The following is a 14138-nucleotide window of genomic DNA, read 5'->3' on the forward strand; positions in this document are numbered from 1 at the left end:
GGGATAGTCCCGGGCGCCAATGGCTTCGATCAGCCACTTGCCGATACCAGGCCAAGAGAAAATCGTCTCGGTCAGTACTGCACCGGCGAGCAACGTGCCGACTTGCAGGCCGAACACGGTCAATACCGGAATCAGCGCGTTACGCAGGCCGTGAACAAACACCACGCGGGCAGGTGACAGGCCTTTGGCGCGGGCGGTACGCACGTAATCTTCACGCAGGACTTCGAGCATCGACGAGCGGGTCATCCGGGCGATCACCGCCAGCGGGATGGTACCCAGCACGATGGCTGGCAGAATCAGGTGATGCAGCGCATCGAGGAACGAGCCTTCTTGATCGCTGAGCAAGGTGTCGATCAGCATGAAACCGGTTTTGGGCGGGATGTCATATAGCAGGTCGATGCGTCCGGACACGGGAGTCCAGCCTAACGTCACCGAGAAGAACATGATCAGGATCAGCCCCCACCAGAAGATCGGCATTGAGTATCCCGCCAAGGAGATACCCATTACCCCATGGTCGAACAGGGACCCTCGCTTGAGTGCCGCGATCACCCCGGCCAACAGACCCAGGATGCCAGCAAAAATGAGGGCCGCAGTCGCCAGTTCCAGTGTGGCCGGGAACAATGCGGTGAATTCAGTCCACACGCTTTCACGCGTGCGCAGCGATTCGCCAAGGTCACCGTGGGCAAGCTTGCCGACGTAATCAAAATATTGGGCGTAAAGCGGTTTGTTCAGACCAAGGCGTTCCATGGCTTGGGCGTGCATCACCGGGTCAACCCGGCGCTCCCCCATCATCACTTCCACAGGGTCGCCTGGAATCAGGCGAATCAGGGCAAACGTCAGTAGCGTGATGCCGAAGAAGGTGGGTATCAACAACCCCACGCGGCGGGCAATAAAACTAAACATCTTGTGGTGTACCTCATCAGCCGGTTAGGCGTGCACCGGCGGAGCTCGGGTTACGAGCGACGCCGGTATTTTTTTTCTACTTCACCTGTGTGGTGGCGAAGTTATTAGTGGTCAGAGGGCTGATGTGATAACCCTCGACATTTTTGCGCATGGCAGTGAACAGTTTGGGGTAAGCCAGGCTGATCCACGGTTGTTCTTTGTGGAACTCTTGTTGGGCTTGCTCATAGAGTGCAGCACGTTCCGCAGGATCTGTTATGGCACGCGCCTTGGAAATCGCGTCTTCGAACGTTTTGTCGCACCAGCGCGCGTAGTTCTCGCCGTTTTTCGCCGCATCGCAACTCAGGTTCGGCGTAAGGAAGTTGTCCGGGTCACCGTTATCGCCGGCCCAACCAGCAAACACCATGTCGTGCTCGCCGCTTTTGGCCCGTTTGAGCATCTCACCCCATTCCAGCACGCGAATATCCACCTTGATACCGATTTGCGCCAGATCGGACTGCAACATTTGTGCCCCAACCAGTGGGTTCGGGTTGGTGACTGCGCCACCGTTACGGGTGAACAGGGTGAAAACAGTCCCTTCTGGAACACCGGCTTCTTTCATCAGCGCACGGGCTTTGGCAATGTCATGCGGCGGATTTTGAATGTCTGCGGCGTAGCCTAGCAGCGTCGGCGGATACGGGTTAACGCCCTCGGTCGCCTTGCCCGCGCCAAACAGTGCCTTGATGTAGGATTTTTTGTCGAACGCCAGGTTGATGGCTTCGCGCACGCGCACATCGCTCAAATACTTGTGAGACGTATTGATCGCGATGTAGCTGGTCATCATGGCTTCCATCTCGTCGATCTTGAGATTGGGGTCGGCTTTGATGTTGGCGATGTCATCCGGTTTTGGATAAAGGGCAATCTGACACTCGTTGGCTTTTAATTTTTGTAGGCGGGTGTTGTTGTCGAGCGTGATGGCAAAGATCAGTGCTTCGCTCGGCACCTTTCCCTTCCAGTAATCAGGGTTGGCTTTATAGCGGATCTGGGCATCCTTGGCATAGCGAACAAGGATGAACGGGCCGGTGCCGATTGGCTTGCTGTTCAGGTCAGCGGTTTTCCCGGACTTGAGCAACTGATCGCCGTATTCAGCCGAGTAGATCGAGGCGAAGGCCATGGCCATGTCGCGCAGGAACGGCGACTCGGGGCGGGTTAGCGTGAACTTGACGGTGGAGTCGTCGATTTTTTCGACGCTTTTCAGCAATTCTGTAAAGCCCATGCTTTCGAAGTAAGGGAAACCGATCAACGATTTGCCATGCCATGGGTGCTTTGGATCGAGCTGGCGCTGGAAGCTCCAGAGTACATCGTCGGCGTTCAGGGTACGCGTTGGTTTGAAATAGTCAGTGGTATGGAATTTCACGCCTTGGCGCAGGTGAAAGGTGTAAGTGAGACCGTCCGGGCTGATTTCCCAGCGTTCAGCCAGGCCTGGAACGACATCTGTAGTACCCGGAGCGAAATCTACCAGCCGATTGAGGATGGTCTCTGCTGCCGCGTCGGCGGTGACGGCGGTCGTGTATTGCACGATGTCGAAACCTTCAGGGCTGGCCTCTGTGCAGACCACCAAGGGTTTGGCTGAAACGCTGACGGCGACGCTGAATAAAGCCAGCGCAATCGAAGTACGTAGAGAAACCAATTTCATATAAACCCTCCGCAAACATCTGAGTGGTGACGCCTGTGTAGCTGACCGCGGATTGCTCCGCTAGCCAGCCCATCAGGCGCGGTAACTGGGTTAGAGAATATTGAACGGAACCGTGGTCACGATTCGCAGCTCCCGGATGTTGCCGTCAACCTGGTTTTCGGTGGCGCGGTGCGTGGTGTAGCTGGCCTTAACGCTGCTGGCCTTGAGTGGGCCACTTTGCAGGGTATAAGCCGTGCCGAAGCCGTACTCCTGATGATGCTCACCGTCCATGGATCTGACGTCGTACGCAGTGCCTTTGTAGTGCGTGCCGTCAATGTCGAAGCCGCGTGCCGAGTAGATGCTGAACTTCAGGCCCGGTACGCCGTATTCGGCCATGTTCAAGCCGTAGCCAATCTGGATCGACTTCTCGTTCGGGCCGTTGAAGTCCGAAAGCAGGGAGTTGGCGAGGAAGATGCCGTTGGTTTCGTGGGCGTAGTCGAAGTAGGTGTCGCCTTCAACTTGCTGGTAGGCCACGGTGAAGCTGTGGGCCTGGTGCGCCAAGGTGAATGACAGGCTGAACGTATCGTTGTCGATCGCGCCGAGCTTGCTTTGGCCGCTGTCCTTGGTTTTGTAATAGTTAAAACCAGTGCTCAACGCCAACACTTGCGGATCACCCAGGTCGTGGTTGATGCCGACGTAGTATTGTTTCCAGAAATCTTCCAGGTCCGACGCATAGAAACTTGCGGTCAGCGCTTTTGATGGTTTCCAGTCAACGCCGGCCGTGCTCAAACGGTCGGAAGTGATGGCCCGGTCGGCATATTCGGAGCGGAATTTGGTCAGGCTTTGTTCGGTACGCGGGGATACGCGGTCGAAGGTACCGGCCTGGAATGACATATTGCTCAGTTCATCACTCTGTACCGCGAAACCCTGGAAGCTCGATGGCAGCGCACGGTTGCCGATGAAGGCAACCATTGGCGTGTTCATCGACTGGCGTCCAGCGGTAACGATGGTGTTGGAAATGCGGGCCTTGACGTTGCCCAGGCCCAACTTGCTCCATTGATCAACTGCCTCACCGTCGCTGTCGGTCAGCGTTCGGTTGCTGCCGCCAGCGATTCGCGCGCGGCCTTGTTCAAGTGCGACTTCGTTGTAAATAGCGGCTTCGGTTGCGAAGCCCACAACACCTTGGGTGAACCCCGAGGAGTAATCGATGATCGTGCCTTGCGTCCAGGTGTTGCGACGCGGCGTCGAAACGGTTGTGCCATCTTTTTGGTAGCTGAAAAGATCGTTACGGCTGCTTTCTTCTTTTGCAAAGAAGTTCTTTGTAGAGCCGTTGATGTGCGAGCCTTCGATGAAGCCTTTTGCGTCATCCTGAGCCTTGCTACTGCTAACCGTCGTCGGTTCGAAACCCTGACTGACGCTTTCTGCCTGAGCCATTGCTCCCATGGCGGAGATGGACAAGGCGAATAGTGCGGTACCTGCGTTTTTCACGTTGAAGCTCCCTTACTACTTTTTTATATAAGGGCCAGTTTTATTGGTCTGGCTTTTGGTGCTGCTCGGTAACCCTTCGTTCGAAGTGTTGGCTCCTGCCAACTGTCGAATCGTCGGAACGGCTTTACGCGGGACGAACAACTCCCCCGTGCATAAAAACGGTTTAATTTTTTGCGAATAACAATTTTCCCAAGCCCACGAAACTAGAGTGTTCGGGCTGTGCAGTAAATAGTCCGGAGTGCTTCAGAACTCGTAGGAAAAATTCGCAAAGGTAGTAGGCAACTGCAATTCAGGCAGTTGCTTACTTCCGTAGGCTTGTCTTTGCGTTTGGAATCAATGTCACTGCGCTGTATGTAACAGCGCAGTGACACCGTTCTTACTTGCTAACGCTCACACCATAGAAGGAGTTCAGACCAAATGGGCTGATCTTGAAATCCTGCACGTTGTTGCGCATAGGCTGATAGACGGTCGAATGCGCGATTGGCGTAATCGGCACGGCGTCTTTGAGAAGGTGTTGCGCCTGTTTGTACAGTTCGATGCGCTTAGCCTGATCAGGCGTTGCCTTGGCTTGTTTAATAATGTCGTCGTACGGCTTGTCGCACCACTTCGAGAAGTTGTTGCCGTTCATTGCATCACAACCAAACAGGGTACCCAACCAGTTATCCGGGTCACCGTTGTCGCCGCTCCAACCAATCAGCATCGCGCCGTTTTCACCCGCTTTGGCGCGCTTGATGTACTCGCCCCATTCGTAAGTGACAATTTTGGCCTTGATGCCAATCTTGGCCCAGTCGGACTGAAGCATCTCAGCCATCAACTTGGCGTTCGGATTGTAAGGACGTTGGACCGGCATCGCCCACAGGGTGATTTCGGTGCCTTCCTTGATGCCAGCTTCCTTGAGCAGCGCTTTGGCTTTCTCAGGGTTGTAGCCTGCATCCTTGATGGTGGTGTCATACGACCATTGGGTCGGCGGCATGGCGTTTACAGCCAATTGGCCCGCGCCCTGATAAACCGAGTCAATGATCTGCTGTTTGTTCACGGCCATGTCCAGCGCCTGACGAACTTTCAGCTGAGCCATTGGGTTCGGCTCGTCGCTGCCTTTGATTTTTGGCATGACGTTGTAAGCGATGTAGCCCAGGTTGAAACCAGCCTGGTCAGGCATCTTCAGGTTTTTATCTTCTTTGAGACCGGCAAGGTCAGCAGGGCGAGGGTACAGAGTGATCTGGCATTCGCCCTTCTTCAGCTTTTGCATCCGTACCGACGCGTCGGTGGTGATGGCGAAGATCAGGTTGTCGACTTTGACGTCGTCAGGTTTCCAGTAGTCTTTGTTGCCGGTGTAACGGATGTTGGAGTCTTTCTGGTAGCTCTTAAACACGAACGGGCCAGTGCCGATAGGCTTCTGGTTGATGTCCTGAGCTTTACCTTCTTTGAGCAGTTTGGCGGCGTATTCAGCAGACTGAATGGACGCGAAGCTCATGGCCATGTCCTGAATGAACGCGGCATCAACCGTTTTCAGCGTGAACTTGACGGTGTGGTCGTCAACTTTTTCGACCTTGGTGATGTTCTCGTCCATGCCCATATCGGTGAAGTATGGGAACTCGGTCGGGTACGCCTTACGGAACGGATCGTCTTTGTTCAGCATGCGGTTGAACGTGAACAGCACGTCATCGGCGTTGAACGTACGCGTGGGTTTGAAGTAGTCCGTGGTGTGGAACTTCACGCCGTCACGCAGGTGGAACGTGTAAGTCAGGCCATCAGGGGAGATATCCCAGCTGGTTGCCAGACCCGGAACGACTGCCGTACCACCGCGCTCGAATTGGCTGAGACGGTTAAACATTGTCTCGGCCGCGGCGTCAAAGTCGGTTCCGGTGGTGTATTGGCCTGGGTCGAAACCGGCCGGACTGCCTTCCGAGCAAAACACCAGGGAGGACGGCGCTGCGTGAGCGAAAGGCGCACAGGCGAGTAAGCCTGCACTGAGTAAAAACGGAATGACCGCTTGTTTGAGCATGGTGGCCTCAGTTGTTGTCATTTTTTAGTAGAGGGCGACCTTGTGAGTCGACCTGCGGATACTTATGCAGGCGCCATACCCAAAGCAAGATGGTGGCGCCAATGAAGTGGCAAACAGTGGCACGAACGTACAGGAATGTCGCATAAATATAATATTAAGCGCATTTGATCGTTTGCGAGGTCGCATTTAGAAACATGTGGCGCACCGGGGAAGTGCAAACAAGCGGGTGGAATGCACCCGCTTAGAGCGCAGGTGTTACTGAAGGCTATTTACTGAGGCTCACACCGTAGAACGGGGTAAGGCCAAATGGGCTTAGTTTAAAGTTGTGTACTTCTTTACGCAGTGGCTGAAAGACCTTGGAGTTGGCAATCGGCGTAATGGGTACTTGTTCCTTCAAAATATGCTGCGCCTGCTGGTAAAGCTTGATCCGCTGTCCTCGGTCGCTGGTGACTTTTGCTTGCTGCACCAGCTTGTCGTAGGCGGGGTCACACCATTTGGCGAAATTGCTGCCCGTGACTGCGGCACAGCTATAAAGCACGCCCAGCCAGTTGTCAGGATCACCGTTGTCACCGGTCCAGCCGTAGGTCATGACGTCATGCTCACCATTTTTGGCGCGCTTGATGTACTCGCCCCATTCGTAGCTGACGATGTTGGCTTTGATACCAATCTTTGCCCAATCAGATTGGATCATCTGCGCAGACATTCGCGCATTGGGGTTAGACGCCCTTTGCACAGTCATGGCCCACAAGCTGATTTCTGTGCCCGGTGCGACGCCTGCTTCCTTAAGCAATTGCCTGGCCTTGGCTGGATCGTACGGAGCGTCCTTGATCGTCGGGTCATAGCTCCACTGGTTAGGTGGCAGGGCATTTTGCGCCAGCTGTCCAGCGCTTTGATAAACAGCTTTGATGATCGCGGGTTTATCAATAGCCATGTCCAGCGCCTGACGCACCTTGAGTTGGTCCAGTGGTTTATGGGTCACGTTATAAGCCAGAAAGCCCAGGTTGAAACCGGGCTGGCTGAGTACGTTGATGTTGGGGTCTTTCTCCAGTACCTCTATGTCTTGTGGACGTGGGTAGCCACTGACCTGGCATTCGCCGGTCTTGAGTTTTTGCACACGCACGGCGGCGTCGGTGTTGATCGAAAAAATCAGGTTATCGATCTTCACGTCTTCCGGCTTCCAATAGGCGGTGTTGGCGCTGTAGCGAATCTGCGAGTCTTTTTCATAACGTTTGAACACGAACGGCCCGGTGCCGATGGGTTTTTGGTTGATGTCGGCGGCCTTACCTTCCTTAAGCAACTGCGCGGCGTATTCGGCAGACTGGACTGAGGCGAAGCTCATGGCCAAGTTCTGAATGAATGCGGCATCAACGTTGTTCAGGCTGAAACGCACGGTGTGATCGTCGATCTTGTCGACGCTTTTGATCGTGGTGTTCAGGCCCATGTCATTGAAGTAGGGCGACTCTGACGGATAAGCTTTGCGGAACGGCTGGTTTGGGTCGAGCAGACGGTTGAAGGTGAACAGCACATCGTCTGCGTCGAAGTCCCGAGTGGGTGTGAAGTAATCCGTGGTATGAAACTTCACGTTTGCACGCAGGTGGAAGGTGTAGCTCAAGCCATCTGGCGCAACATCCCAACTGGTCGCCAGACCCGGCTCGACGTTGGTGCTGCCGCGCTCGAATTGAGTTAAACGGTTGAACACGGTTTCGGCAGACGCGTCGAATTCTGTGCCGCTGGTGTACTGGCTCGGGTCAAATCCGGCGGGACTGGCTTCGGAGCAATAGACCAAGGTACTGGCAGCCTGCGCCAGAGGTGCACAGGCCAATAGGGCAGTGGCAAGCAACAAGGGTTGAAATGTTTTTCCCATGGAAGCCTCGAAAGAGTGCGGTAGTCGCGTTGTCTGAAATGTCCGACGAACAAATAGACAACGGAGAGTACCGCACTGCTTAGGCTACCGCCGACTGGGTGTTACTGCATCTGAACTTCAATCACGCCGTCGGCGTTGACGCTGACTTGGCTGGTGCCGGCTTCGACATCTGGGGTGGGTGCAGCGTCGGAACGGGCGGCTTTCATCATCATGACCGGCGCGCGCATGTACGGCTGTGGAAAGCCCGAGGTGTTGAGGTTCAGGTTGACCAGTTTGTAGCTCTTGCCGCCCAAGGCGTCGGTAACCAATTGTGCGCGTACTTTGAACGCGGCAACGGCGTCCTTAAGCAGCGTGTCTTCGGCGGCTTTGCGCGTTGGCGGCGCGATGGCAAAGTCCATACCGCCGATTTTCAGGCCGTCGAGCAATTCTGCGGTGAGCTTGGACAGCGCGGCAAAGTCGGCGCTTTCTAGGCGCAATTCGGCATGTTCGCGCCAACCAGTGATTTTCTGCCCCTTGTCATCGTAAATCGGCGAGCTGTTGCGGGTGCCTTGGCGAATAGTGACACCTTTGACCTCGCGTGCTTGCCCCAGCGCCTTGTTCAGCGACTCTGTGATTTGTGCGGCAAGCTTGGCCGGGTCAGCGTCCTGCGCTTCGGCAAACAGCGTGACCATCATCAAGTCGCGTGGGACTTCCTGGCTGACTTCCGCGCGCACGGAAACCTGGTTGTAGCGCGCTTCCTCAGCCAAAGCCGGCAGGCTGGCAAACGTGGCAACGCCAAGGGCGAAGAGGGCAGCAGCGGGGCGAAGGCTGAACATAAAAACTCCTTGTTGATGAACCATCTGCAACAGGCAACCGTCAGACGGAAAACTATCAGACTGTAGATGATCCATTCCGGTTCCGGTGCCCCCTCTGTTGGACCGAATTCATTCGGGAACGCCGTGGCGTGTTTTGTCAGGCAGACCGCGCTGCCCGCTTCCCGAATGAATTCGGTCCCACAATGCGAACTGACCCCAATCGCTGTGGCGCTTTGACGCAGTTACGCTGTTTTTACATTTGCTTCGTTATACTCGGCGCGATTCGCCTGCAGCGCTCATCAGGAGAGCTCATGCTCGCCCCCGTTCAACTGCTTTCAGCTACTCGTCAGAATCTGTGGCGCCTCACCGTTATTCGTACATTGGTACTGGCCGCGCAAGCGGGCTCGGTAGGCGTCGCCTATTTGCTGCATTTGTTGCCGCTGCCATGGACGCAACTGGCGATCACGCTCGGGTTTTCCATGGTGCTGTGCGTACTGACGGCTATCCGCCTACGCACAACATGGCCGGTCACGGAGCTGGAATACGCCGTGCAACTGGCCTTCGACATGCTGATCCATAGCGTGCTGCTGTATTACTCCGGCGGATCGACCAACCCCTTCGTTTCGTACTACTTAGTGCCGCTGACTATTGCCGCAGTAACATTGCCGTGGCTGTATTCATTGATGCTTTCCGGCTTGGCGCTGACCAGTTACACGCTGTTGCTGGTGCAGTTCTACCCAATGGGCAGGTTCCCTATCGCCCGTGAAAGCATGCAAATCTATGGCATGTGGCTGAGTTTTGCCTTGGCGGCGAGCGTCATTACTTTTTTTGCTGCAAAAATGGCCGAAGAACTTCGCCGGCAGGAACAACTGCGCGCCGAGCGTCGGGAGGAGGGCCTACGCGACCAGCAATTGCTGGCTATTGCGACCCAAGCGGCTGGCGCAGCCCATGAATTGGGTACACCCTTGGCAACCATGAGTGTGTTGATCAAGGAAATACGCGAGGACCATAAAGACCCGCTGTTGCAGGAGGACCTTGCTGTGCTGCAAGAGCAGGTCAAGCAGTGCAAGCAAACCCTGCAACAATTGGTGCGCGCCGCTGAAGCCAATCGTCGTATGGAGTTGGAAGAGCGCGAAGTCACCGACTGGCTCCATGAAGCGCTGAACCGCTGGCACTTGATGCGTCCGGAAGCCAGTTATCGCTTCCAGCTATTGGGCCTGGGGCAAATCCCGAGTCTTGCGCCTGCGCAGGACTTGACCCAAGCGTTGTTGAATTTGCTGAATAATGCCGCCGACGCCTGTCCTGAAGGGTTGGAAGTGCGCCTGGATTGGGACCTGCTGGAAGTGTGCATCAGCATTCGTGACCACGGCGCCGGCGTGCCGCTGGCCATCGCCGAACAAATAGGCAAACCGTTTTTTACAACTAAAGGCAAAGGCTTCGGCCTCGGTCTGTTTTTGAGCAAGGCCAGCGTGACCCGCGCGGGTGGCTCGGTAAAACTCTACAGTCACGAAGAGGGAGGCACGCTTACCGAGCTGCGCCTGCCCCGTGACGCTCGAGGAGACAAGCATGAGTGACGAGATCCAAGTCGAGGCCGAAGAACTGCCGCATTTATTGCTGGTAGATGATGATGCGACCTTTACCCGCGTGATGGCACGGGCCATGAGCCGTCGTGGTTTTCGCGTCAGTACTGCAAGCTCGGCCGAAGAAGGCTTGATGCTGGCGCAGAGCGACATTCCGGAATACGCAGCGCTCGATCTGAAAATGACCGGTGATTCAGGATTGGTGCTGTTGCCGAAGTTGCTGGAAATCGATCCGGAAATGCGCGTCGTTATCCTCACTGGTTATTCGAGCATTGCTACCGCAGTCGAAGCCATCAAACGCGGCGCTTGCAATTATCTGTGCAAACCGGCCGATGCCGATGACGTTTTGGCCGCCCTGCTGGCTGAACACGCAGACCTGGATACCCTGGTGCCGGAAAACCCGATGTCGGTGGACCGTTTGCAGTGGGAACACATTCAGCGGGTGTTGACCGAGCACGAAGGCAATATTTCCGCGACCGCTCGGGCGCTGGGCATGCATCGCCGGACCTTGCAGCGTAAATTGCAGAAACGGCCGGTCAGGCGCTGAACAGGGGCTGAACAAAGTCTTCGGGCTTCGCGAAGCGCCGCGTCGATCATCTATGATCGGCTCGACGCGTTTTTTCTATCCCAATCGAGCTTGAATAATGAACCGCAACGCCGAGTATTCTGGGGTCAACGACGCCGTCCGAGGAGAGTTCTTCCGCCGCGTCTGGAAGCTGATCACGCCGTTCTGGCGCAGCGAAGAAAAAGGCATGGCCTGGCTTTTGCTGGTTTCCGTGATTGCACTGTCGCTGTTCAGCGTGGCAATTTCGGTGATGATCAACAGTTGGTACAAAGACTTTTATAACGCCCTGCAGGAAAAAAACCTGGCGGCGTTCACCCACTTGATCCTGTATTTCTGCGGCATCGCGGCGATTGCGATCTTCGCTGCGGTGTACCGTCTTTACCTGACGCAAATGCTGACGATTCGCTGGCGTCGTTGGTTGACCGAACAACATTTCGCCAAATGGCTCGCGCACAAAAATTACTACCAACTCGAACAACATGGTTACACCGATAACCCCGACCAACGGCTGTCCGAAGATCTGAATAGCTTTACGTCCAGCACCTTGAGCCTGGCGTTGGGCCTGATCCGTACCGTGGTCAGTCTGGTGTCGTTCTCAGTCATTCTGTGGGGCGTGTCGGGCAGTATCGAGATTCTGGGTATTACCATTCCCGGCTATATGTTTTGGGCCGCGCTGTTATATGCCGCTGCGGGCAGTTGGCTGACGCACAAGATCGGGCAGCGTTTGATCAAGCTAAGCAACCAACAGGAACGTTACGAAGCTGACCTGCGTTTTGCGTTGGTGCGGGTTCGTGAAAACGCTGAGAGCATCGCCTTCTCGAACGGTGAACCCAATGAGAATCAGCGACTGACCTCGCGCTTCGGCATGATCTGGAGTAACTACTGGAACATCATGAAGGTCTCCAAGCGCCTGACCTTCTTCACCGCCGGTTACTCGCAGATCGCTACTGTGTTCGCTTTTGTCGTGGCCGCCCCGCGTTATTTCTCCGGCGCTATCGAACTCGGTGGTCTGATGCAGATCAACTCGGCGTTCGGTAACGTGCAGGAAAACTTCAGCTGGTTCATCGACGCGTACACCTCGTTGGCCTCGTGGCGCGCTACCTGTGATCGTCTGCTGAGTTTCCGTCAGGGCATGCATGACAACGAGACTCACGCCTCCGACATCAAGCTGGACCGTGACGGTAATGCACTGCATTTCGACAATCTGGTGCTCAAGCTTACAGACGGTCGCGATCTGCTGGCCGGCGCCCATCTGAATATCGCTCAGGGTGATCGTGTGATGCTCAGCGGTCGTTCCGGCAGTGGTAAAAGTACGTTGCTGCGTGCATTGGGCGGTTTGTGGCGCGACGGGGAGGGCCACGTGACGTTGCCGGCTGAGCGTTATCTGTTCTTGCCGCAACGGCCTTACCTACCGATTGGCACGTTGCGCGAAGCATTAAGTTATCCACAGGCCCCAGAAGCTTACCCGGCCGAGCGCTACGCTCAAGTATTGGAAACCAGCCGTTTAAGCCACTTGGTTCCGCGTCTCGACGAAAGCGATCACTGGCAGCGTATGTTGTCTCCGGGTGAGCAACAGCGTGTAGCGTTTGCGCGTGCGCTGCTCTACGCACCAAGCTGGCTGTACCTGGACGAAGCGACGTCGGCGATGGATGAAGAAGATGAGGGTGCGCTGTATCAGGCGCTGATCGATGAGTTGCCGGGCGTAACCCTGCTCAGCGTAGGCCATCGGGCCAGTCTCAAACGCTTCCACCGTCGGCATTTGCGCATTGATGGCGGGCAGTTGCGTGAACAGCCACACGCTGAGCCAGTGGTCTAAAGGCGTAGGAAATCGACCGGGTTTTACAGATGTTGTCGTACAACCCGGTTGCGCTATTATGTGTACTAATAGAGTTTTAGAGATCGATGTCGGATATGGATAATCAAATCCCAGCGCCACGTGTTCGCAGAAAGCACCGCAGCTTGGCCCAAGAGTTAGTGACTGAACTCTCCGAGCGGATTCGCGGCGGCCAACTGACACGCGGAGACAAATTGCCGACCGAGTCGGCGATCATGCAAGAGCAGGGCGTAAGCCGCACGGTGGTGCGCGAAGCGATCTCTCGTCTGCAAGCCTCCGGGCTGGTGGAAACCCGTCATGGCATCGGCACGTTTGTATTGGATACACCGAGCCCGAGCGGTTTCCGGATCGACCCGGCGACCATCGTCACCTTGCGCGACGTGTTGGCGATTCTTGAATTGCGTATCAGCCTTGAAGTGGAATCAGCCGGGCTGGCCGCACAACGCCGTACCCCGGAACAGCTTGCGGCGATGCGAACGGCACTGGACACTTTGATCGAACGGGCGCAAAACGCCGCCGACGGTGTGTCGTCCGACTTTCAGTTTCACCTGCAAATTGCCTTGTCGACGGGTAACCGTTACTTCGTCGACATCATGACGCACCTGGGCACCAGCATCATTCCGCGGACTCGCCTTAATTCCGCGCATCTGGCCCACGACGATCAGCAGCACTATATGACTCGCCTGAACCGTGAGCATGAAGAAATCTTCGAAGCCATTGCCCGCCAAGACTCGGATGCCGCCCGCGCAGCCATGCGCTTGCACCTGACCAACAGCCGTGAACGCTTGCGTCATGCTCATGAAGAAGCGGAAAAGCAACAGGCTTAAGCAGCCCATGTGATTCTGTGGGACCGAATTCATTCGGGAAGCAGTCAGCGCGGTCTGTCTGACATACCGCGTCGCGGCCTTCCCGAATGAATTCGGTCCCACGGAAACTTTCACCAATTGGCCCCATTCATCGCCGACTGACACGCCATCAATCTATTTCTGAAAATCCCTATTGAGTCATTCTATTTCTAGTTGTACGATGACATACAACATCGGTTGAGAGCCGATGCGCCTTTTTCCACATTAGCTATGCAGGGTGTTCGAATAATGAATCCACAAGAACTGAAGTCCATCCTTTCCGCAGGTCTGCTGTCTTTTCCTGTCACCGATTTCAATGCTCAGGGCGACTTCCACAAGGCCGGCTACATCAAACGCCTTGAATGGCTCGCACCGTACGGCGCTACTGCTTTGTTCGCTGCAGGCGGCACCGGTGAGTTTTTCTCCCTCGCTGCCAGCGAATACTCTGAAGTCATCAAGACTGCTGTAGACACTTGCGCGACCAGCGTGCCGATTCTGGCCGGCGTCGGCGGTTCTACCCGTCAAGCGATCGAATACGCACAAGAAGCCGAGCGCCTGGGCGCCAAAGGCTTGTTGCTGCTGCCGCACTACCTGACCGAAGCCAGCCAA

The 14138-nt window shown here is 55.6% G+C and carries 11 protein-coding genes; 5 read left to right on the forward strand and 6 right to left on the reverse strand.

The genetic code is table 11. The features are described 5' to 3' along the window. The 6 genes from M0974_RS23695 to M0974_RS23720 all read right to left on the reverse strand — a co-directional run. A partial coding sequence (locus M0974_RS23695) for an ABC transporter permease subunit (RefSeq protein WP_297842661.1) occupies window positions 1-903 on the reverse strand: 903 nt, incomplete at its 3' end. A gap of 76 nt (window positions 904-979) precedes the next feature. Further along, window positions 980-2575 carry an ABC transporter substrate-binding protein gene (locus M0974_RS23700; RefSeq protein ID WP_297842664.1) on the reverse strand — a complete coding sequence of 532 codons (1596 nt, stop codon included), beginning with the start codon at window positions 2573-2575 and terminating at the stop codon, window positions 980-982. 90 nt (window positions 2576-2665) lie between these two features. After that, the gene (locus M0974_RS23705; RefSeq protein WP_297842667.1) at window positions 2666-4042 is read right to left on the reverse strand and encodes an OprD family porin; all 1377 of its coding nucleotides are present in this window, start codon (window positions 4040-4042) and stop codon (window positions 2666-2668) included. 376 nt (window positions 4043-4418) lie between these two features. Further along, a complete protein-coding gene (locus tag M0974_RS23710) occupies window positions 4419-6047 on the reverse strand; it encodes an ABC transporter substrate-binding protein (RefSeq protein ID WP_297842669.1) in 1629 nt (542 codons plus the stop codon). Between the two features lie 265 nt (window positions 6048-6312). Continuing rightward, entirely contained in the window at window positions 6313-7911 is a 1599-nt protein-coding gene (locus tag M0974_RS23715) for an ABC transporter substrate-binding protein (RefSeq protein ID WP_297842671.1), read from the reverse strand. Between the two features lie 101 nt (window positions 7912-8012). Beyond that, window positions 8013-8726, reverse strand: coding sequence for an SIMPL domain-containing protein (locus M0974_RS23720; protein ID WP_297842673.1), 714 nt, complete (start codon window positions 8724-8726; stop codon window positions 8013-8015). A 290-nt stretch (window positions 8727-9016) separates the two neighbouring features. On the opposite strand from M0974_RS23720, the gene M0974_RS23725 reads away from it, so the two are divergent. The 5 genes from M0974_RS23725 to M0974_RS23745 form a co-directional block, all read left to right on the forward strand. Next, the gene (locus tag M0974_RS23725; protein WP_297842676.1) at window positions 9017-10279 is read left to right on the forward strand and encodes an ATP-binding protein; all 1263 of its coding nucleotides are present in this window, start codon (window positions 9017-9019) and stop codon (window positions 10277-10279) included. Next, window positions 10272-10832: a response regulator transcription factor gene (locus M0974_RS23730; protein ID WP_297842680.1), complete on the forward strand. Its 561-nt coding sequence runs from the start codon at window positions 10272-10274 to the stop codon at window positions 10830-10832. Before M0974_RS23725 ends, M0974_RS23730 begins: the two co-directional genes overlap by 8 nt. 97 nt (window positions 10833-10929) lie before the next feature. Continuing rightward, on the forward strand, window positions 10930-12666 hold the full coding sequence (locus M0974_RS23735; RefSeq protein ID WP_297842682.1) for an ABC transporter ATP-binding protein/permease: 1737 nt from the start codon (window positions 10930-10932) through the stop codon (window positions 12664-12666). Window positions 12667-12761: 95 nt separating this feature from the next. Continuing rightward, on the forward strand, window positions 12762-13511 hold the full coding sequence (locus tag M0974_RS23740; protein ID WP_297842685.1) for a FadR/GntR family transcriptional regulator: 750 nt from the start codon (window positions 12762-12764) through the stop codon (window positions 13509-13511). 267 nt (window positions 13512-13778) lie between these two features. Continuing rightward, a partial coding sequence (locus M0974_RS23745; RefSeq protein ID WP_297842688.1) for a dihydrodipicolinate synthase family protein occupies window positions 13779-14138 on the forward strand: 360 nt, incomplete at its 3' end.

It is taken from the genome of Pseudomonas sp. (assembly GCF_026224925.1).
GTDB lineage: Bacteria > Pseudomonadota > Gammaproteobacteria > Pseudomonadales > Pseudomonadaceae > Aquipseudomonas.

Excerpts from the sequence above, each read along its gene's own strand:
- M0974_RS23715 (WP_297842671.1), bottom strand. The coding sequence starts at position 7,911 with ATGGGAAAAACATTTCAACCCTTGTTGCTTGCCACTGCCCTATTGGCC.
- M0974_RS23725 (WP_297842676.1), top strand. The coding sequence starts at position 9,017 with ATGCTCGCCCCCGTTCAACTGCTTTCAGCTACTCGTCAGAATCTGTGG.
- M0974_RS23700 (WP_297842664.1), bottom strand. The coding sequence starts at position 2,575 with ATGAAATTGGTTTCTCTACGTACTTCGATTGCGCTGGCTTTATTCAGC.
- M0974_RS23720 (WP_297842673.1), bottom strand. The coding sequence starts at position 8,726 with ATGTTCAGCCTTCGCCCCGCTGCTGCCCTCTTCGCCCTTGGCGTTGCC.
- M0974_RS23740 (WP_297842685.1), top strand. The coding sequence starts at position 12,762 with ATGGATAATCAAATCCCAGCGCCACGTGTTCGCAGAAAGCACCGCAGC.
- M0974_RS23735 (WP_297842682.1), top strand. The coding sequence starts at position 10,930 with ATGAACCGCAACGCCGAGTATTCTGGGGTCAACGACGCCGTCCGAGGA.
- M0974_RS23730 (WP_297842680.1), top strand. The coding sequence starts at position 10,272 with ATGAGTGACGAGATCCAAGTCGAGGCCGAAGAACTGCCGCATTTATTG.
- M0974_RS23710 (WP_297842669.1), bottom strand. The coding sequence starts at position 6,047 with ATGCTCAAACAAGCGGTCATTCCGTTTTTACTCAGTGCAGGCTTACTC.